General features: G+C 63.8%; 18 protein-coding genes and 1 pseudogene. 5 read left to right on the top strand and 14 right to left on the bottom strand.

All coding sequences use genetic code 11. The features are described from left to right. Position 1: 1 nt before the first annotated feature. The 4 genes from pstB to Harman_RS10665 are packed head-to-tail and all read right to left on the bottom strand — an operon-like array spanning position 2 to position 5,933. Positions 2–943 (bottom strand): phosphate ABC transporter ATP-binding protein PstB, encoded by a 942-nt coding sequence (gene pstB, locus Harman_RS10680; RefSeq protein WP_137683791.1) that lies wholly within the window; start codon positions 941–943, stop codon positions 2–4. Then, entirely contained in the window at positions 936–3,590 is a 2,655-nt protein-coding gene (gene pstA / locus Harman_RS22080) for a phosphate ABC transporter permease PstA (protein WP_137683790.1), read from the bottom strand. Before pstA ends, pstB begins: the two co-directional genes overlap by 8 nt. Continuing rightward, the gene (gene pstC / locus Harman_RS10670) at positions 3,587–4,708 is read right to left on the bottom strand and encodes a phosphate ABC transporter permease subunit PstC (protein WP_137683789.1); all 1,122 of its coding nucleotides are present in this window, start codon (positions 4,706–4,708) and stop codon (positions 3,587–3,589) included. Before pstC ends, pstA begins: the two co-directional genes overlap by 4 nt. 58 nt (positions 4,709–4,766) lie before the next feature. Further along, complete coding sequence (locus Harman_RS10665) at positions 4,767–5,933, bottom strand: PstS family phosphate ABC transporter substrate-binding protein (protein WP_137683788.1); 1,167 nt, start codon at positions 5,931–5,933, stop codon at positions 4,767–4,769. 332 nt (positions 5,934–6,265) lie between these two features. On the opposite strand from Harman_RS10665, the gene Harman_RS10660 reads away from it, so the two are divergent. Continuing rightward, positions 6,266–7,270, top strand: coding sequence for a phosphate uptake regulator PhoU (locus Harman_RS10660; RefSeq protein WP_137683787.1), 1,005 nt, complete (start codon positions 6,266–6,268; stop codon positions 7,268–7,270). 40 nt (positions 7,271–7,310) lie between these two features. On the opposite strand, the gene Harman_RS10655 is transcribed toward Harman_RS10660, so the two are convergent. Further along, a complete protein-coding gene (locus tag Harman_RS10655) occupies positions 7,311–8,096 on the bottom strand; it encodes a DUF7260 family protein (protein ID WP_137683786.1) in 786 nt (261 codons plus the stop codon). 286 nt (positions 8,097–8,382) lie between these two features. Between Harman_RS10655 and Harman_RS10650 the strand changes: the two genes are divergently transcribed. Beyond that, positions 8,383–9,552 carry a thiolase C-terminal domain-containing protein gene (locus tag Harman_RS10650; RefSeq protein ID WP_137683785.1) on the top strand — a complete coding sequence of 390 codons (1,170 nt, stop codon included), beginning with the start codon at positions 8,383–8,385 and terminating at the stop codon, positions 9,550–9,552. Continuing rightward, on the top strand, positions 9,549–9,980 hold the full coding sequence (locus tag Harman_RS10645; protein ID WP_137683784.1) for a Zn-ribbon domain-containing OB-fold protein: 432 nt from the start codon (positions 9,549–9,551) through the stop codon (positions 9,978–9,980). The genes Harman_RS10650 and Harman_RS10645 overlap by 4 nt, the downstream gene beginning before the upstream one ends. Before the next feature lie 165 nt (positions 9,981–10,145). On the opposite strand, the gene Harman_RS10640 is transcribed toward Harman_RS10645, so the two are convergent. The 7 genes from Harman_RS10640 to Harman_RS10610 all read right to left on the bottom strand — a co-directional run bounded on the left by Harman_RS10640 (position 10,146) and on the right by Harman_RS10610 (position 15,508). Then, positions 10,146–10,532 carry a rhodanese-like domain-containing protein gene (locus tag Harman_RS10640; RefSeq protein WP_137683783.1) on the bottom strand — a complete coding sequence of 129 codons (387 nt, stop codon included), beginning with the start codon at positions 10,530–10,532 and terminating at the stop codon, positions 10,146–10,148. Between the two features lie 38 nt (positions 10,533–10,570). Then, complete coding sequence (locus tag Harman_RS10635; RefSeq protein ID WP_137683782.1) at positions 10,571–11,113, bottom strand: NUDIX hydrolase; 543 nt, start codon at positions 11,111–11,113, stop codon at positions 10,571–10,573. Further along, positions 11,110–11,523, bottom strand: coding sequence for a hypothetical protein (locus Harman_RS10630; protein WP_137683781.1), 414 nt, complete (start codon positions 11,521–11,523; stop codon positions 11,110–11,112). The genes Harman_RS10635 and Harman_RS10630 overlap by 4 nt, the downstream gene beginning before the upstream one ends. Then, positions 11,523–11,936 (bottom strand): DUF5809 family protein, encoded by a 414-nt coding sequence (locus Harman_RS10625; RefSeq protein WP_137683780.1) that lies wholly within the window; start codon positions 11,934–11,936, stop codon positions 11,523–11,525. The genes Harman_RS10630 and Harman_RS10625 overlap by 1 nt, the downstream gene beginning before the upstream one ends. Positions 11,937–11,959: 23 nt before the next feature. Then, positions 11,960–12,430, bottom strand: coding sequence for a DUF5810 domain-containing protein (locus tag Harman_RS10620; protein WP_137683779.1), 471 nt, complete (start codon positions 12,428–12,430; stop codon positions 11,960–11,962). Positions 12,431–12,496: 66 nt separating this feature from the next. Continuing rightward, on the bottom strand, positions 12,497–12,994 hold the full coding sequence (gene rimI / locus Harman_RS10615) for a ribosomal protein S18-alanine N-acetyltransferase (RefSeq protein WP_137683778.1): 498 nt from the start codon (positions 12,992–12,994) through the stop codon (positions 12,497–12,499). A 540-nt stretch (positions 12,995–13,534) separates the two neighbouring features. Then, a complete protein-coding gene (locus Harman_RS10610; protein ID WP_137683777.1) occupies positions 13,535–15,508 on the bottom strand; it encodes an aconitate hydratase in 1,974 nt (657 codons plus the stop codon). A 160-nt stretch (positions 15,509–15,668) separates the two neighbouring features. Between Harman_RS10610 and Harman_RS10605 the strand changes: the two genes are divergently transcribed. Next, positions 15,669–16,133, top strand: coding sequence for a deoxyuridine 5'-triphosphate nucleotidohydrolase (locus Harman_RS10605; protein ID WP_137683776.1), 465 nt, complete (start codon positions 15,669–15,671; stop codon positions 16,131–16,133). Positions 16,134–16,282: 149 nt separating this feature from the next. On the opposite strand, the gene Harman_RS10600 is transcribed toward Harman_RS10605, so the two are convergent. Next, complete coding sequence (locus Harman_RS10600; RefSeq protein WP_137683775.1) at positions 16,283–16,726, bottom strand: type IV pilin N-terminal domain-containing protein; 444 nt, start codon at positions 16,724–16,726, stop codon at positions 16,283–16,285. A gap of 569 nt (positions 16,727–17,295) precedes the next feature. Here Harman_RS10600 and Harman_RS21750 point away from each other — a divergent pair. Then, positions 17,296–17,685: a helix-turn-helix domain-containing protein gene (locus tag Harman_RS21750; RefSeq protein ID WP_235007193.1), complete on the top strand. Its 390-nt coding sequence runs from the start codon at positions 17,296–17,298 to the stop codon at positions 17,683–17,685. A 167-nt stretch (positions 17,686–17,852) separates the two neighbouring features. On the opposite strand, the pseudogene Harman_RS22075 reads toward Harman_RS21750, so the two are convergent. Continuing rightward, positions 17,853–17,963: pseudogene (locus Harman_RS22075) on the bottom strand (zinc ribbon domain-containing protein); the annotation flags it as partial.

The raw sequence follows: 17,963 nt of genomic DNA, 5'->3' as shown, positions 1-17,963 counted from the left end.
GTCACCCGAACTTGCCGGTGATGTAGTCCTCGACGCGTTGACTCTCGGGGTTCTCGAATATCTTGTCCGTGTCGTCGTATTCGACGAGTTCGCCGCCGGTGAGGAAGACGGCGGTCTGGTCCGAGATGCGGGCCGCCTGCTGCATGTTGTGGGTGACGATGACGACGGTGTAGTTCTCCGACAGCTCCTCGACGAGGTCTTCGATCTTCGAGGTTGCGATGGGGTCAAGCGCCGATGCCGGCTCGTCCATCAGGATGACCTCGGGATCGACGGCCAGACAGCGGGCGATGCAGAGCCGCTGTTGCTGGCCGCCCGAGAGTCCCAGCGCGTTGTCGCCGAGACGGTCGCTGACCTCGTCCCACAGCGCGGCCTGTTTCAGCGAGCGTTCGACGAGGTCGCCTTCTTTCTCCGTATCGTCGCGGCCGAACAGGCGCGCGAGCAGGCCCTTGTTGATGTCGCCGTGCTTGCGGGGGCCATACGAGATGTTCTCGCGGATGGATTTTGGGAACGGATTCGGCGACTGGAACACCATCCCGATGCGCTTGCGCAGTTCGACGAGGTTGGCGTTGGGGTCGTAGATCTCGGTGCCTTCGAGTTCGACCGAGCCGTCGATACGAGCGGCCTTGATGCGGTCGTTCATGCGGTTCAGACACCGGAGATACGTCGACTTGCCACAGCCCGACGGACCGATGAGCGCCGTGACGCTGTTTTCGGGGATCTCCATTGAAACGTCTTTCAGCGCGTGGTCGTCGCCGTACCAGACATCCAGATTCTCGACCGAGAGCTTCGCGTCGCCATCGAAGTCGTACTGGCGCCACGCCTCGCGGATCTGCTCGTCGCTCTCGCCGGCTGTCGTCTCGGTGCTCGGCGATGCGGTTTCGACCGTCTGACCGCCGCTCGTTTGCGTCTCCGTGCTCGTCTCCGTGTTGATGCTATCACTCATAGTTGAGTTTCCTCCGGAAGTACGTCCGCGCCGTGATACCGACCGCATAGAACGTCAGAACGACCATCAGCAGGATGAACGCCGTCGCCCACCCCATCTGTGGCGACCCCGACACCCCGGCCGCGATGACGGCCCACACCTGCGTCGGCAGTGACGCCGAGGCCGTCAGCAAGGCGTCGTTAGCGATAAAGGGTGGCCCCGAGACGAAGCGGAACCCGTCGATAACGTTGACGGCGGCCGTCGCGTTCAGCGTCGACCCGAGCACGAGAATGAGCGGGGCAGTCTCGCCGGCGATGCGGCCGACACCGAGGATGACGCCGGTGATGACCCCCGGCATCGCCGCGGGCAGGACGACGCTCTTGATGGTCTCCCACTGGGTCACGCCCAGGGCCGCGCTGGCGTCCCGATACTCGTCGGGAACAGCCTTGATTGACTCCCGCGAGGTGATGAGCACCAGCGGCAGGAGCATGAACCCGAGCACAAGCATCCCGGCCAGCAGGGACTCGTCGCCGCCCAGCCGCGGGATCAGGAAGGCCGCCCCGAACAGGCCGAAGACGATACTCGGCGTACTCCAGAGCGCATTCGTCGCGATCTCGACGACCGCGGTGAACCGACCCTGCTCGGCGTACTCGGTGAGGAACACCGCCGCACCGACCCCCAGCGGGACGGCAAACAGCGTCGCGCCGATGACCAGCCACACCGTGCCGATGATGGCAGGCATGATCCCACCGGGTTCGGCCCCCAGCGGGATGTAGGCCTGCATCACCATCGGCCACGAGAGGCTCCCCTCGTTGGAGACCGAGACGCCGAGAACGGTAAAGGAGACGCCGGTAACGGCGACGTGCAGGCCTACCAGCGCGGTGAAGCCGGCCGCGCCAACGAGGCCGAGTCGCGTCTCCTCGGTCAGCAGCCGGCGGGTGATGGTCTCCTCGCTGGAGCGCTTTGCGACGGTCGTGAGCGTCGCCAGCGCCAGTGAGGCAACGGCGGCCGCTAACGCCACCGCCGGCACGAGGTTCACCGGGCCGACCTGCGGATTGACGCCGGCGACGGGCTGGAGCAACAGCGCGGTCAGCAACAGCCCGAGTCCGCCGAACACCCCCAGCGTGAACAGCGGGGCCTCGCGCTGTGCGCTGTCGGCCAATGTCGGCCCGTCGCTTGTGAGTACGCCGACGAGCGGATAGACGGCGAGCCCGCCCGCCGCGACTGCACCGGCGACGACGGCGGCGAGGCCGAGCGTGCCGCCGAGGGGGAGACCGAACGGAGCGGGACCGAGAAGCAGGAAGAGGCCGATGAGAACGACGAGCGCGAGCACCGCGGTCGGAACGGCCTGTCTGATCGACCCGGTCCGCTCGGACTGCGTCCCGACCTTTCGGAGCGAGCCGAACGAACGGAAGAAGGTGACCGCGAGCAACAGTGCCGGCGCGATCAACAGGAGCGTCCCGATCGTCATGTCCGGCGTCACCGCGATCGCCGTGTCGATTGACTGCTCCTGTCGGTTGACGAGTACCGTGTAGGTGAACGGGTAGCGCAGCGGGGACCCGGTGATGGGCACGCTCACAAACACCGCGGCGAGCGCGCCGACAACCGCCAGCGGGAGCACGCGGAACAGCTGTCGTGCGCCGGTGTGCCAGTCGTTCGTGCCCGCGGGCGACCGGGCGAACTGGATCGCGGCGAGGAGTGCAGGCGTCAGCAGGACCAGCGCGGTCAATGCGCCGATTGAGAACCCGTGGATCGCGTAGCCAACGCCTTTGACCGTCACGAACACGACGATTGTCGCCATCACAGTGACCATCAGGAAGGCGTTGAGGTTGATGACGAGGAAGGCCCCGTATTCGCGTCCCCGGGCACCGAACCCGGCCCGGCACTTCGCGGCCGACCAGGCCGACAGGAGCGTCCCGACCAGAAGGAACACCGGGATGACTGCGCCGCCGGTGAAGCCACCGGAGAGCGTCTGCGGGCTCCACTGCCAGCCGACGCCGATGGTCCCGGTCACGATTGTCAGCCCGAGCGCGCCGACGACGAGAGCCGTCGGGAGCGTCGAGCCGAGGTCTTCGCGGGGGAGAATCGCCAGCAGAAACAGCCCGATACCGGCGACGATAGCGCCGACGAGCCACAGGAGCGAGCCAAAGCCGGCGAGGGCACCCCCGACAGCCGCTCCCATGGCGAGGCCGATAGTGCCAAAGGCCACGCCGGAGAGCAGGCCGGCGCTCATGTTCGGTTCCGTGTCAACGATTTCGAGCCGGGAGGTGACGCCAGCGACGGTGACCGCCAGCGCCTCGACCAGCAAGACGGTTCCCAGCAGCGTCGCCATCGTCACCGGAAGGGCCGCCGCGAGGACGGTCAGCGCGACTGTCGAAACGACGAGGCCGAGACCGATGCCACGCACCCGCTGTGAGGTGACCGGAACGACGTTGGTGTAAGATGCGAGGCCGGTGATGCCGACCGCCCCAGTGACAATAGCCAGCAGCGTCCCGAAGGCAGTGGTGAGGGCACTGCCGCTGGCACCGGGCGGGACCAGATTTACGAGCGTGGCGAGCCCGAGCGTGAAGCCGATGACGCTCAGCGCAATCGCCGTATCGAGGGCCCGGTCGTAGATGTTCGAATCCGCACTGACGAGTCGGTCCGTGGTCGCGTAGGCGTCACTCATTGTTGCCCCTTCAGTTTCCGCTGCATGCGTCGTTCGATGTACTGCGAGACGATGCTCATCCCGGCGACGATGACGAACAGCATGACGCCGGCGACGAACAGCACGTCGACGGTGCTCTCGGATGCGCTCCCGTACTGGGTCGCAATCAGACTGGTCAGCGTCGCGTTGGCATCGAAGATGTCGAACAGCGGGTCGGCGAACTGCGTCCCCGAGGCCATGATGGCGGCGACGGCCATCGTTTCGCCGATGGCCCGTCCGAGGCCGAGGATAACGGCCGCGGAGATGCCCGAGAACGCCGCCGGGATGGAGATACTCTTCATCGTCTGCCACTCGGTCGCGCCCATGGCGACGGAGCCGTCACCCATCGACTGGGGGACGCTTGAGAGGGCGTCCTCGCCGACGGAGACGACCGTCGGCAGTGCCATCACGCCCACGACGACGCCGGCGATGAGAAAGCTCGCTCCGTCATCGAGGAAGTTCGTCTGGATGAAGCCGTTCAGCACCTGGAAGCCGATGAACCCGTAGACGATAGAGGGGATACCGGCCAGGATCTCGACACCGGGCTTGATGAGTTCCCGCAGGCGGTCGCTGGCGACCTCGGCGATGAACAGCGCGCCGAACAGACCGAGTGGCCCAGCCACTGCGCCCGCGATGAGGGTAACGATCACCGTCGCCCAGATCATCGGAATCAGCGAGTAGGCCCCACTGAGTGGGTTCCAGTACGTCGAATTCGACGGCAGGACGGTTTCGAGCCAGAAGAACCAGCGGGGCTCCCCACCCTGTTCCGGAATCAGGAGGAGGCCGAGCCCGTGTTCGAGAAACGCCGGCAGTGCGCTCATGAACAGGAAGAACGTGATGAACGCGACCGTCAGCACTGTCAGCACCGTCGCGACCAGCGTGAGCAGGCGTGCGACTTCGGCCTGATAAGTCACCCAGCCGACCACCGTGACAAACACGAACGCGAGCAGCATGGGCAGCGCCAGGGCCGGCCGAAACAGGAAGACGAGAACCGTCGCCACCAGCGTCGTCGCTATCGTGCCGACGGCGAGCGTCGACCCGTCGACTCTCTCCCCGCTTGAAACCGCCTCTCCCTCCGTCGTAGGTATGTCCTCTGTCATAGTATGGAAAATCGACCGACACGGTCGACAACTGTCCAACCGTTCCGGTCGCGGGCGATTACACTTGGTCGGGGAGCTTGGCGCGCTGTTCCTCTTGCCGGCGGGCGCTAAGCTTGAAGTAGTTGTTCGGCGCGACGAACGTGTCCTGGCCGAAGTCTGACAGGATCATGTTGATGACCGCGGCTTCCTTGTTCGAGGTGCCTTCCCACGTGTACATGTGGAGGTCCCGCGACAGCGGGTACGCCTTGGAGTCCAGGCCGTTCTCGTCGTCCTGGTAGGCATAGGTCGTCCCCTCCCATTCCAGAGCGATGGGGGCCAGCCCGTCGGTGTCGATGAACGCCAGCGCGAGGTAGCTGATGGCGTTGTCGGCCTGAGCGATGGCCTGTGCGAGGCGCTGGTTCTGCCCGTAGCGGTTGGCGACGCTGGTGTCTTCCTCGGGGTTGCCGAAGACGTTGGAGACGAAGGAGGTGCGCGTCCCGGAGCCCTTGACCCGGCCCAGCACCTGAATCTCGCGGTCCGGACCGCCGAGTTCGCTCCAGTTGGTGATGTCGCCCTTGTAGAGGCCCTTGAGCTGGTCGCCGGTAATCTGCTCGACGCCGGCGTCGGCGATTTCCTGCGAGACGACGAGCGGCTGGCCGTCGACGCCGACGACGTGGTCGACGAAGCTCTCATAGGAGTCACGGTCCGGGAGTTCGTCCTCGACATTCCCGGAGGAGTTGCCGATGTCGTTCTGGCCGTTCATGACCTTCTCGACGCCGGTCCCGGAGTGGGAAAGACCGACGGTGAACTGGAACGGCGGGCCCTCCTCGCCGCCGGCCTCGAACCCGTACAGGCCCGCCCAGTAGTCGGCGAGATTCTGATCGGTGTCGATGTCGTACTCGCCGTGGGGCCAGTACTCGGAGTCGCTAGCCGGCCGGTTGGCGTTCCAGTAAGAGGCCGCGGTGTTGGCGATGGGGTACACCGTCGAGGAACCGCCGGATTCGAGCGCGCTGGTGTCACTGGAGCCGCCACTCTCGGTCGCTTCCGTTTCGGTCTCCTCCATTTCGGTCGCTTCCGTTTCCGTCGACGCCGCAGTGTCCGTGCTGCCGCCGGAGCCACCGTCCGAGTCGGTGTCGCTGCTCCCACTGGAACAGCCAGCGATCGCAGCGATACTGGTTGCACCTGTCGTTGCGATGAATTTCCGCCGCGATACGAAGTCTGACAGCCCGTCTGGATCGTGCGCCATCACCAGAGTCCAGCAGGACGGCTAATAAGTAACCTGCTAAGATTCCTATATCGTTCGCCATATTACTATATAGATATAGTGTGGTAAACACCCACAAATAGGTGCAAATATACTACCTCATTCACCGTATTTGAGCCTTCTTGTACCTGAATTCCGATTGTATGAACGGGCACTCAGATATCGCCGTTTTAGTCGGTCAGAACCGGCTACACCGGTGAATATCATCGAATAAATGTCGCTCAGACGGCGAATATGTCCCCAAATATTAGAACTCCAATACAGTATATAGATATGAATGGATTTATATCATCCCGTGAACGAGTGCCGGTCACATGGAGACACGCAAGGTCCAGGTGACGGGCGGGTCGACATACACCGTCTCACTACCCAAAGAGTGGGCGACAGAAAACGACGTGAGCGCGGGCAGCGTCGTCGAGTTCCACGCCGAACGGGACCTGCTGTTGCTCGCTCCACAGCGCGACAACGGTCGTGTGGAGGGGAGTCTCGACGTGGAGGGGCTGGAAAACAGGCACGAACTCACGCGGGCAGTGATGACGATGTACGTCAGTGGCTTCGACATCATCCAGCTCGAAGCCTCTCGGATAACCGCCGAACAGCGACGGATCATCCGCGACGCCACGCAGGGGCTTGTCGGCCTGGAGATGATCGAGGAGACGACCGACCGGGTCGTCCTGCAGGACCTGCTCGACTCCTCGGAGCTATCGGTCCACAACGCCATTACGCGCATGCGATTGGTCTCATTGACGATGCTCTCCGACGCCGTCGAGGCGCTCATCGAGGACAACGACGACCTCGCGGCGGACGTAATGCAACGCGACGATGACGTGGACCGGCTCTGGTACATGGTCTCGCGTGTGTTCCGGACCGTCCTCCGGAATCCGACGGCGGCCGATGAGATCGGGTTCCCACGCGAGACGGTGTTCGATTTCCAGTCCAGCGCCCGCCAGCTAGAGCGTATCGCCGACCACGCCACGAAGATCGCCAGCCTCTCCCAGGAGATCGGGGAGATCACCGGTGAAACCGCTGACCTGCTCGACCAGTTGGAAGCCGAGGCTATCGCCGTTCCCGAAACCGCAATGGACGCCCTGTTGACCGAAAACTCCGATGAGGCCGTCGACCTGGCAAACGAGGCCCGGAGCCAGATTCCCGATGTGGACGAGACCGCCCGCGAAGTCGACGGGAAGATCCGGGAGTTCGATCCACAGAGCGCACAGGTACTCGGGCTCGTTGTCGACTCGCTGTCCCGGACCGCAGACTACGGCGGGAACATCGCCGAAAGCGCGCTCCAGAAAGCCGCACCGCGGCCACAGTCCTGAGAGCAGCCAACGAAGAAACGACAGTCGACCACTCTTTCCCTCAGCTCGTCGACACCAGACAGTGGCGACGGTGTCGCCTGATCATGTCGAGGCAGGCGACGATATCAGCAAGTGCCGGACACGTCACCGAACACTCGTCATAGAGATAGCGGACGAGACTGGTCCCGTCGATGCCCGAGAGAGCAGCGGCCGACCGGCTGTGGAGCTGCCGTTGGCGGGTCGCTGCCGCCGTCTCGCACGCAGCTTCGATGTCGGCGAGCTGGTCATCGATGGTGTCAAGCCGAGCGGGGTCAGTCGTCCGGCGTGCGTTCGAACCGAGGGCGGCCGCCCGGTGTTCGCAATCTTCGAGTTTGTTCCGCACCGACTGGAGCGACTCGCGCTCCCGTTCGAGTTCCGGGAGCAGCGTCTCGCGTTCGTCGCGGGCACCCTCACTTGCACTCAGCAGTGCCTCGTACAACTGCGGCGTCAGGCGTGTGCCCGTGGCGATCTGTGTCCCCAGTTCCGGTCCGAACTCCGTCGACATGTTCGCTTCCAGCGAGTCATCGTACTCGGCTTCGAAGTGTGGCACCGCCATGACCGTCTCCCGATACGCTTCTCTGACGGCACGCAGGCTGGCATCGGGTTTCGGCTGGCGGGAACTCAGTGCCGACATGCCACCGGCCGACGTATCGACGGTCCCCGCGGCGCGTGCCGTCGGTTCGATAGAGACGATCTTGGTCCGAAACCGACTGAGAGCCGTCAGTTCAGCCTCGATACAGTCGATTTCTCGCTGGACGATGTCGAGTGCCTGCTCGATTCGCGGCTGGCTTGTCTCGGTGTCAGACACGGGAGGTTCGGTCTGGAAATCGCGGATCCTCGTATAGTTATTTTATATGTTCGCTATATAGCCGAGGGTAACACTATAGTTATTCAGACAGCTGTCAGCTCAGATTCGGTAGTAGTAGTCGTTGAAAACGCCGTAATCGGGTCTGCTGGCACGAGCATTGAACTCCATCACAGACCGGGGGAGTGCAACACCAGTGATGATATGCAAGTGGTCCTCTGTCTCGCGGGCTCAGTTAGCTGTAGGATGCTAATACCTAACAAGTACCGTCAAGACAGGGTAGGTACACATGCCAGAACCAGTCATTGCGTCGGTGGGGGCTTCGCCGCTCGGCCGCACAGACCTCCCGGGCCGCGACCTGTTTTCGGTCGCCCTCGCAGAGGCGTTCGACGAACTGCCCGACCCAGCCACCCTCGTTGAAGCAGTATACGTCGGCAACCAGTCGGAAAGCTACGAACACCAGATCATGTACGGGACGCTGTTGGCCGAGTGGGCCGGCCTCCGTCACGTCCCCGCCGAGCGGGTCGAGGGGTGTGCCGCCGCAGGCGCGCTCGCGTTGCGCCACGCGGTCAAGGACGTTCGCAACGGAGAACACGAGGCCGTGCTCGCCTGCGGCGTCGAGAAGATGACATCCGCGGGCACCAGCGGCGCGACGGACGCGCTGTCGGCGGCGTTCGACCGCCCCATCGAGCAACGCTCCGGCGTCACCGCACCCAGCCAGTACGCACTGCTCGCCCAGCGGTACCTCCACGAGACGGACGCCACGGAACGCGACCTCGCCGAGATTGCGGTGAAGAACCACGCCAACGCCGCTCGCAACCCTCGGGCCCAGTTTCCGAAGGAGATTGACGTGGCGAAGGTCATGGAATCAGACCTCATCGCCCCGCCGCTGAAGCTCTTCGACTGTGCGCCGGTCGGGGACGGCGCTGCGGCTGTCCTCGTGACGACCGCCGAACTGGCAGCCGACCTCGACCGGCCGCAGGTGCATGTTGCGGGCAGCGGGGCCTCCGCGAACAACATCGCGGTCGCCGAACGGAACATGACGGACATCGCGGGCGGTCGCATCGCCGCTGAGACGGCCTACGAGGAAGCGGGCATCAACGCCGAGGACATCGATATTGCGGAAGTCCACGACGCCTTCACCGTCTGCGAGGCGTTGCTCGCGGAAGCAGCCGGCTTCGCTCCCAAGGGAACGGGCTATCAGAGCTACCAGGCACCGGCGGAGCGAGCGGACGGCTGGACGGACGTGCAGTTGAGTCCGAGCGGCGGACTGAAGGCCCGGGGCCACCCCATCGGTGCGACCGGCCTCTTGCAGGCGCTCGAAGCCTACGAACAACTCACGGGTGCCGCAGGTGACCGCGCGGTCGAAGGGACCAAGACAGCCTTGTTACTCAACGAAGGGGGCGTCGCGGACGCCGTCACTGTCGGCCACGTGCTCACGACGGCGGAGGCACGATGACTGACGGAGACCTCGATGCGACCGACCCGCGGACACTGCCAGGGTTCTTCGACAGCCTCGCCGACGGCGAACTCCTAGGCGGCGTCTGTGCGGACTGTGGACAGGTCCTGTTGCCGCCGCGCCCGGCCTGCTACGCCTGCGGTAGTCGCGCCGTCGACATCGAACCGCAATCACCCGAAGGTCAGGTCTTCTCATACACAGAGGTCCACACGCCGCCGCCAGCGTTCGCGGCGGACGCACCCTACACGGTCGCCGTCGTGGAACTCGCGGACGGGGGCCGCCTCCTTGGACGCGTGGCCGCCGACTACGCCGACGTCGCCATCGGTGACTCGGTCGAACTCACAGTGCGTGAGCCGACGGCCGCAGAGCGGGAGGCCGCACTCGACTACGAAACGGACTGGCCGGTCCACGTCTTCGAGCCGAGGTGAAGGGTAACCCCACTCCCACGCCGGTGTGGCTGACTAAATAATAGACGAACTTTTCAGCGGGGACGCGTAATCGACTCTTGGTGGCGATGACGAGATGTTACCCCCGCTGAGCCCCTTGTGACGATGGACTTTTCCTGAGCCACCATTTCAACGCCCGAGCGACAGCTAAAACGGTGCCGCAGAACCGTCGTCGGAATCGCCGTCAGCGGTCGCAGCGTCTGCCGGCGTCGCCTCACTCGCATCACCGCGTTCCAGCGGCCCCTCCCAGCCGTCGAGTCCCGGTGCGAGGCTCACGACATCGCCGTCGAAGCCCTTGTACGAGGCGATGAGCCGGGCGGCCTGGACGCTTGATTTCCCGTGCGGACAGACCGTCACGACCTGCTCGTCCCCTTCGAACCGTTCGACTTCGTCGACGAGTGAGGGGAACGGGACGTTCTCGCTCCCGGGGATATGGCCCCGCTCAAACGCACCCGGAGAGCGGATGTCGACCACCCGCACGTCCCCCTCTTCGAGTTGTGACCGCAGCTCGTCGGCGTCGATTTCGCCGTCCATATCCAGCCGCTAGCGGGCGATACCTAAACCTTCACCGGCTACAGCAAGCCGTCGGTCTGTGCCAGCAGGATGCCCTCGATAGTGGCGTCGTTGGCCGGTTCGCGCCGGGCGACCTGCAGCGCCTCGTCGATGGGGACCGTCGTCACCGAGAGGAACTCGTTGTCGTCGAGTTCCCGGTCGACGGGTTCTAGGCCCTCGGCGAAGACGATACCGCGCCGGTGTCGGAGCACACCGGTCGAACACGAGAACTCCTCGATAAGCGAGACGCCGGCGGCCTCAAAGCCGGTCTCTTCGCGGAGTTCGCGTGCGCCAGCAGTCGTGTAGGACTCGCCGTCCTCGACGATGCCGGCGGGGAGTTCGAGACATTGCTCGCGGATGGTCGGGCGGTACTGGTCGACCATAACGAGTTCGTCGCCGGTCGTGGCAACCACGACGGCCGCATCAGGCAGTTCCGCCCAGTAGTAGTCCTTCTCCGAGCCGTCAGGCTGGCGAACCCGGTCGTAGCCGCCGGTGTACCAGCCGGTCTCGTACTCGCGCTCACTCTCGACGACGGGCCACTCGTGGGCCGGTTCGCGGGTCATACCTCCTGTCTGACCGCGACGTGGTAAAACGTGCCGTTGTACCTGACGACGACGCCATCATCGGTCACAGCGCCGTCGTACTGCTGTCGTAAGGCATCTCGCTCGTCGAACGGCGAGTGGGTGAACGCGCCCTTGAACCCGACCGGCCCGCGCCAGTACGGGTCGGACTGTCCGGCCGCCGACGGGGATGCGTCGGCAAGCGCCGCGCTCGTGTACGGGAAGCGCCGCTCTGACTGGGTACTCCAGTTGATCGCCGTGCCGTTCTCGACGCTGTACTCGCCGTCGGTCGGCGTGGCGACGACGTAGTAGGGGTCGCCGCTCTTGAGAAGCCCTGGCAGCGCACCCAGGGCCAGCAACAGCACGACGACGGCGATGATGCCGAGCAAGGTGTTCCGTGTGACCGGCCGCATCAGACGACCTCGCGGTAGATACGACCGAATGCCTGCCGGCGGAGAGTACCGATGGCGGCCCGGCGTTTGTCCTGGAACGTCGCCGCGACGGCCTGCTCGGCGAAGGGCACAGCGTGCCAGACCACGTTGTCGACGTTCTCCGCGCCGACCAGCGTCACCTCGCAGTCGGTATCGGCGCGCCACTCCTCGAACTCCGCCATCGAACCGACTTGGACCACGAGCGATTCCGCGAACAGCACGTCGCGGGCGGTTTCGACCACCTCACTGGTGACCCGTTCCTCGTAGGCCTCGGCGTCGAGTCCCATCGCCTTCGCGACTTCCTTGACGACGACCTGTGCCGTCGGTCCGAGCGCCTCGTAGCGCTCGCTGGCTTCGGCTGCCGATGCCGGCGCGAACTGCCCCTCGGTGTCCATACCCGCACTTATCGCCGGTCGGACTATTCGGTTTCGTCTCCGTCGTCGGTCGCGTCCTCGGCAGCAGCGTCCGAACCGCCGTCTTCCGTGTCACTGTCGTCGCCCTCACGCAACATCTCTCGCGTCAGGTCCCGTGCCTCGGCCAGCACCTCGCTGTCGTGGTCACTGAGGGCGTTCGACCCGCGATGACGGTCCGCGCCCTGCGGGAGGTCGCTTTGGCCGTGCCCGTGGCCTGCGTGGTCGTGTTCGTGGCTATGTCCGTCCCCGCTGCGGTCGACGGTGTCCTCAAACACCTGCGGGAACTCCGTCTCCTCGGCGTATTCGACGACTTCCGTGGACAGTTCGTCTTCTCCGAGTTGTCCCCAGTCGGGGACGTGCTCGTCGAGCCAGGCCTCGTGGTCGTCGCCGCCGGTCATCGCCGTGAACGCGAGGTGGTTCGCCAGATGCACGTCGTCAGCTTGCGGGTCCTCGCACACTGGACAGGCGTATCCCATCGGTGTGCAAACCGTGGATACGGAGCCGTATATGCAGTCGGGGTCTCGGCGAAGCGCAGCGACCACCTACAGCAGGCGGACCATCACAAGGGCGTCCTCGCCGTTGCTGTAGTAGTTCGGAATCGTCTTGCGGTGCTCGAACCCGAAGCGCCGGTAGAGCTGTCGCGCCCCGTCGTTGTCGGCCCGGACCTCCAGCTTGACCGAACCGGCGCCCGTCTCGTCGATGACCTCCATCGCATGCGTCAACAGCGCGCTCGCCACCCCCTGCCGTCGGTACGACGCCCGAACCGCGAGGTCCTTGATGTGGCCAAGCGGTGTGCCGTGGTTCGGCACTGTATCCGCGACGACGTAGCCTGCGACAGCGGGCGGGTCATCGTCGTCGTTGCCGGTCTCGGCGACGAGAAACCCCGGTTCGCCGAGATAGCTCTCCAGTGCCGAAAACGGCCACGGCTGCGGAAACGACGCCTGCTCGATGCGGTGGATCTCGATGAGATCCGCGCGGACGGCGCGCCGAACCCGCGGGGTGTCCGGCGGCTCAGATCCGTCGGGGGCGACCGTTGTCACATGCGGTATTCGGTGCGGACCTACATATGCGTTATCGCCGACCGAACCGGCACCCAGTTCTGACTGTTTGTCGATAGGAACTGATAATTCATGCATCGATACGACCGAGGTGCGAACAGAACGTCGGAAGGTTCTTTAGCCCAACGGACCTACTTATAATCGCACCCATTTTGGGTGCCACCACCCCCACCCCCACCCCTCTTTCCAATCTTTCCACCGTTGCTAAGTTTCGCTACCACTGGTAGGTAGCATATCCGCCGTGTAGCGAGTGCTAAATCGGGAATATCTGTCCCTGGGTGAGATATTTTGGCTGGTTCGGGCATTTCGTCCGCTATCGCCGACTGTGCTGGTTCTCTGAGACAACAGTAGCGGCTCACGGCGTCACCATCGAAAAAAATCGCGGTCGTAAGGCGACCTCGCGTGTCTCACGGCGCGAAGCGCCGGTCGACCTGTAAGAGACTCCTCACTACGTTCGGAGTCTCTCCGTCGCGGGTCGTTCCTCCCCGCTCGCAATATCGAGATTCCTGACGGAATCTCGCTTTAGTCGTCAGCAGGTGCAGCGCCGCCGTCGTCGTGCTGCATCTTCGTGTGCGAGAGCTTGCCACCGGCGGCGAGAATCTCGCGCTCGCGGTCGGAGGCGTCGAGATAGCCGGTCGCTTCCCAGTCGTCGTTGACGCGGATGGTAAACTCTTCCTGGCCGGACTTGACAGCCTCTGCTGCGTCGTCGACGACCTCGATGTCGTCGCCCTGCTCGATCTTCTCGTAGGTCTCCTCGTCGATGGTGAGCGGGACGATCCCGAAGTTGAACAGGTTCGCCTTGTGGATGCGGGCGAAGCTCTGTGCGAGGACCGTCTCGATACCGAGATACATCGGGCACAGGGCCGCGTGTTCGCGCGAGGAGCCCTGGCCGTAGTTCTCGCCGGCGACGAGGACGCCGCCGTCGGCTTCGAGTGCGCGCTCCGCGAACGTGTCGTCGACACGCGAGAGCGTGAACTCGGAGAGCTTCGGGACGTTCGACCGGTACATCAGGATGTCCTGTGTGGCCGGGATGATGTGGTCCGTCGTGATGTTGTCCTCCATCTTGAGGAGGGCTTCGCCACCGACTTCGGTCTCCAGCGGGTCCTTCAGCGGCACGTCGCCGATGTTCGGGCCTTTGATGAGTTCGTCGTCGACGGCGTTTTCCGGCGCGATGAGGTCCGATTCGGAGTTGCCGATGTACTGGTCGGGCATCTCCAGGCCGGGGGCCTCGAGGTCGCCGAGTTCGTCGGCGAGGTTGCGCGGGTCGACGATTTCGCCCTTGATGGCCGCCGCGGTGGCGACTTCCGGCGAGCAGAGGTAGACGTTGTCGTCCTCGATACCGGAGCGACCCTCGAAGTTGCGGTTGAACGTCCGCAGCGAGACGGAGTCGGAGGCCGGGACGTGGCCGATGCCGATACAGGCACCACACGTCGCCTCGGAGAAGTTGACGCCAGCAGCCATCATCTCCGCGGTCCAGCCCTCGCGGGCCAGCATTTCGGAGGCCTGCTTGGAACCGGGGGCGACGATCATCTCGGTCTTCTTGTCGATGTTGCGCCCTTCCAGCATCTTCGCGGCCGGGAGGATGTCCTCGTAGGCGCCGTTCGTACAGGAGCCGATCATGACCTGCTCGACATCGACGCCCTCGACCTCGGAGACGGGCACGACGTTGTCAGGCATCGACGGCTCGGCGATGAGCGGTTCGAGGTCCGAGAGGTCGACGACGATCTCGTCGGCGTACTCGGCGTCCTCGTCGGGGCCGATCTCCTCGAAAACCTCCTCGCGGCCGAGGCGTTCGAGGTAGTCCTTGGTCTGGTCGTCCGTCGGGAAGATCGAGGACGTGGCACCGAGTTCGGTCCCCATGTTCGTGATGGTGGTCCGCTCGGGAACGGTCAGCGTCTCGACGCCGGGGCCGGTGTATTCAAGCACCTTGCCGACGCCGCCCTTGACCGACAGCCGGCGGAGCAGCTCCAAGATTACGTCCTTGGCGGTGGCCCATTCGGGCAGTTCGCCTTCGAGGCGGACGTTGACGACTTCCGGCATCTCGATGTAGTACGCGCCGCCACCCATCGCGACGGCGACATCGAGGCCACCGGAGCCGATGGCGAGCTCGCCAAGGCCACCGGGGGTCGGCGTGTGAGAGTCCGACCCGAGCATCGTCTTGCCGGGTTCGGCGAAGTTCTCCTTGTGGACGTTGTGACAGATACCGTTGCCGGGGCGCGAGAAGTGAGCCCCGAACGTGCCTGCGGCCGAGCGGAGGAAGCGGTGGTCGTCCGTGTTCTTGAAGTCGAACTGGTAGGTCTGGTGGTCACAGTACTGCGCGGCAAGCTCCGTCTGAACCTCTTCGAGGCCCAGGGCCTCGAACTGCAGCCAAACAAGCGTCCCGGTCGTGTCCTGTGTCAGCACCTGATCGATCTCGATCCCGATCTCCTCTCCGGGTGTCAGCTCCCCTTCGACGAGATGGTCGTCGAGAATCTTTTCCGTAAGCGTCTGTCCCATAACGTGCGTCAATGGATGGCGCGCCGGTATAAATCCCGCGTATTCCTCCCTATTTTGCATTTATAAAAACCCCGTCCCGTCCGCCACTCAGATGTGAGTCAACCGACCGGGGATCGGCGAGACCGGCAGGTCTTTCCACGACACTCGCACAGAACTCCGTATGTTCAAAAGCGGGCAGTTCGTCGCCGATGCCCTCGGCGACCTGGCGGAATCACAGGTGCAACCGAACGGCGTCGACCTCACGCTCGGGGCCGTCTACGAGCAGGTCGAACCGGGGCGCATCGAGCGCGATGGCAAGACCGTCGGCGACCGACAGGAGATCGAACCCAACGACGGCATGTACCACCTCGACCGCGGCGGCTACATCGTCGAGTACGCTGACCGCGTCGTCATCCCAGAGGGACACGTTGGCTTTCTCCTCCCGCGGTCGTCGTTGCTTCGCAACTCCTGTATGCTCGATACGGCCGTCTGGGATGCCGGCTATGAGGGGCGAGGTGAAGGGCTTCTGGAAGTCCATCATCCGATAGAACTCGAAGCGGGCGCGCGGGTCGCACAGCTCGTCCTCGCCGACGCGGCTCACGAGGGGACCTATGAGGGGTCGTATCAGGGCGAAAACCTGCAGTAGCGCTACCACGGTGGGGGAGACGGAAGCCAGTTCGCACCCATTACTGAACGAAGACGCACTGGCTATCTGGACTGGGTTCTCGGAGTGCAGGGAGGCATACATCGGGCTTTCAGCCGTCAAACCGTCCGAAATCGTCACAGCGTCGAACGCTATAATCGCCTCTCCGATTCGATAGCCGGCATCCCCGCGGCCGTCGCTGTCTCGGTATCCGGCGCTTGGCTGTCACGCCCGAGGACGCTGTTGCTCCCGGTATCAATCACGAGCACGGTGACAGTACCGGTCAGAGAGTGTGACAGCGTCCGCGTGTCAGTCGGCCGGAACTGTCCGGTGACGGCGGACGTGTAGCGCTGGCTCGCCGTTTCGTTTCGGATACCAACGTCGAGTGACGCACCGTCGACGGTGTCACCCCCGCTATGGGTGATTGTGACATTGTTCGACGAGATGTCTATATCGAGGTCCACAAGCGGTCTCTCAGCGGGTTGTGGCCCGGACGAGAGAATACCGGCTCCGAGTACCGAGACCACTACGACGATGACTGCCGTCAGCAGCACGATGCCGACGGTTTCTGATTGGCCGCGGGGAGAGTCAATCATGTGGATTCAGGCCGCAACGCTCCGTATGATGCCGTCAACCGAGTTCGGGGCCATCCCCATCGTGCAGGCTGCTATACAATACTCGCACCCGCTCAAAAGGGTGCTGGTAGCTGAGACATGGTAGACCATGCTGGGAATTTAAGTGTATTTCCCGAGTGCTACCGATTGGTGCTTGAAGCAACTATACCCCGGCCCATACCGCCGTCAACCTTCAGTACCCGGAAATTATACAAGCACCGTTTTCAGGTACGACAACTGTCTGACCGGGGTTTATCATTGTTGCTACGTGACAGTGAGACATGATAGTAGAATTTCACATCGATGCCCCTCTCTTGCAACGAACAGCTGAGACGCTGAGTAAAACAGCGATACGAATACAGCGGCTGCACTGCGAGGGCGACGACTGCCGTGCCGTCGCCTGGATCGGCCCTGTCGAACGACCCGCCATTGAAGCGAACCTGGCCCAAGACGAGAGTATTACAGACTACGCTCACGTGGCGTCCGAAGGAGATGGTCACTGGTATACACTACATACAACTGACATGGTAGTCGGTTCGATTGGACAGTCATTGTTGAAGGCAGACGGGTTCCTCCTCGGTGCCGCACAGACCGGGGACGACTGGGTGTTTCGGGCCCGGTTCCCCGAGAAGAGTTCGGTGCTGTCGTTCCGTGATTCGCTCGTTTCAAGCGATATCAATATCGACATTCAGACAATTACCGATGACACGGAGGCGTCCCCGCAGTTCGGCGTGACAGACCCGCAAAAGGAAGTGCTGTTGCTCGCGCTCAACCGCGGGTATTTCACTGTGCCACGGGAATCGTCCCTCTCGGACCTCGCCGCAGAGCTGGGTATCTCCAGCCAGGCCGCCTCGGAGCGGCTCCGTCGCGGAACGCGAACACTGGTCCAGAACACCCTGGCCGCCCCCGAGCGTCCGCTCGTCGGCTCGCCGCCGGAGTAGCCGAGCTGTATCAGGGCAGATCCCTATAGCTGGGAGAGGCATAGAGGACGCCCCGCCCCCGGGTCGGCGCTATCCGGAACTAATCTACAATAATCACTATCAGAAGAGGTCAATAACAGCACCAAGGGCAAAACCGACACCTAGTGCGAGCGGTCAACTACCCCACCCTAAGCGCCTTCGGCGCTTTGAGGGTGGGGCTTGTCCGTGGACTCGACCTCGGACCCTTCCGGGTGGGCGGTGAATCCACCACTCGGTGTCACAGTCCCAGACTTCAGGGC

Origin of the sequence: Haloarcula mannanilytica, assembly GCF_005406125.1 — an archaeon.
Lineage (GTDB): Archaea > Halobacteriota > Halobacteria > Halobacteriales > Haloarculaceae > Haloarcula > Haloarcula mannanilytica.
The sequence above is the reverse complement of the archived record's forward strand: the minus strand, read 5'-3'. Positions and strand labels throughout refer to the sequence as shown.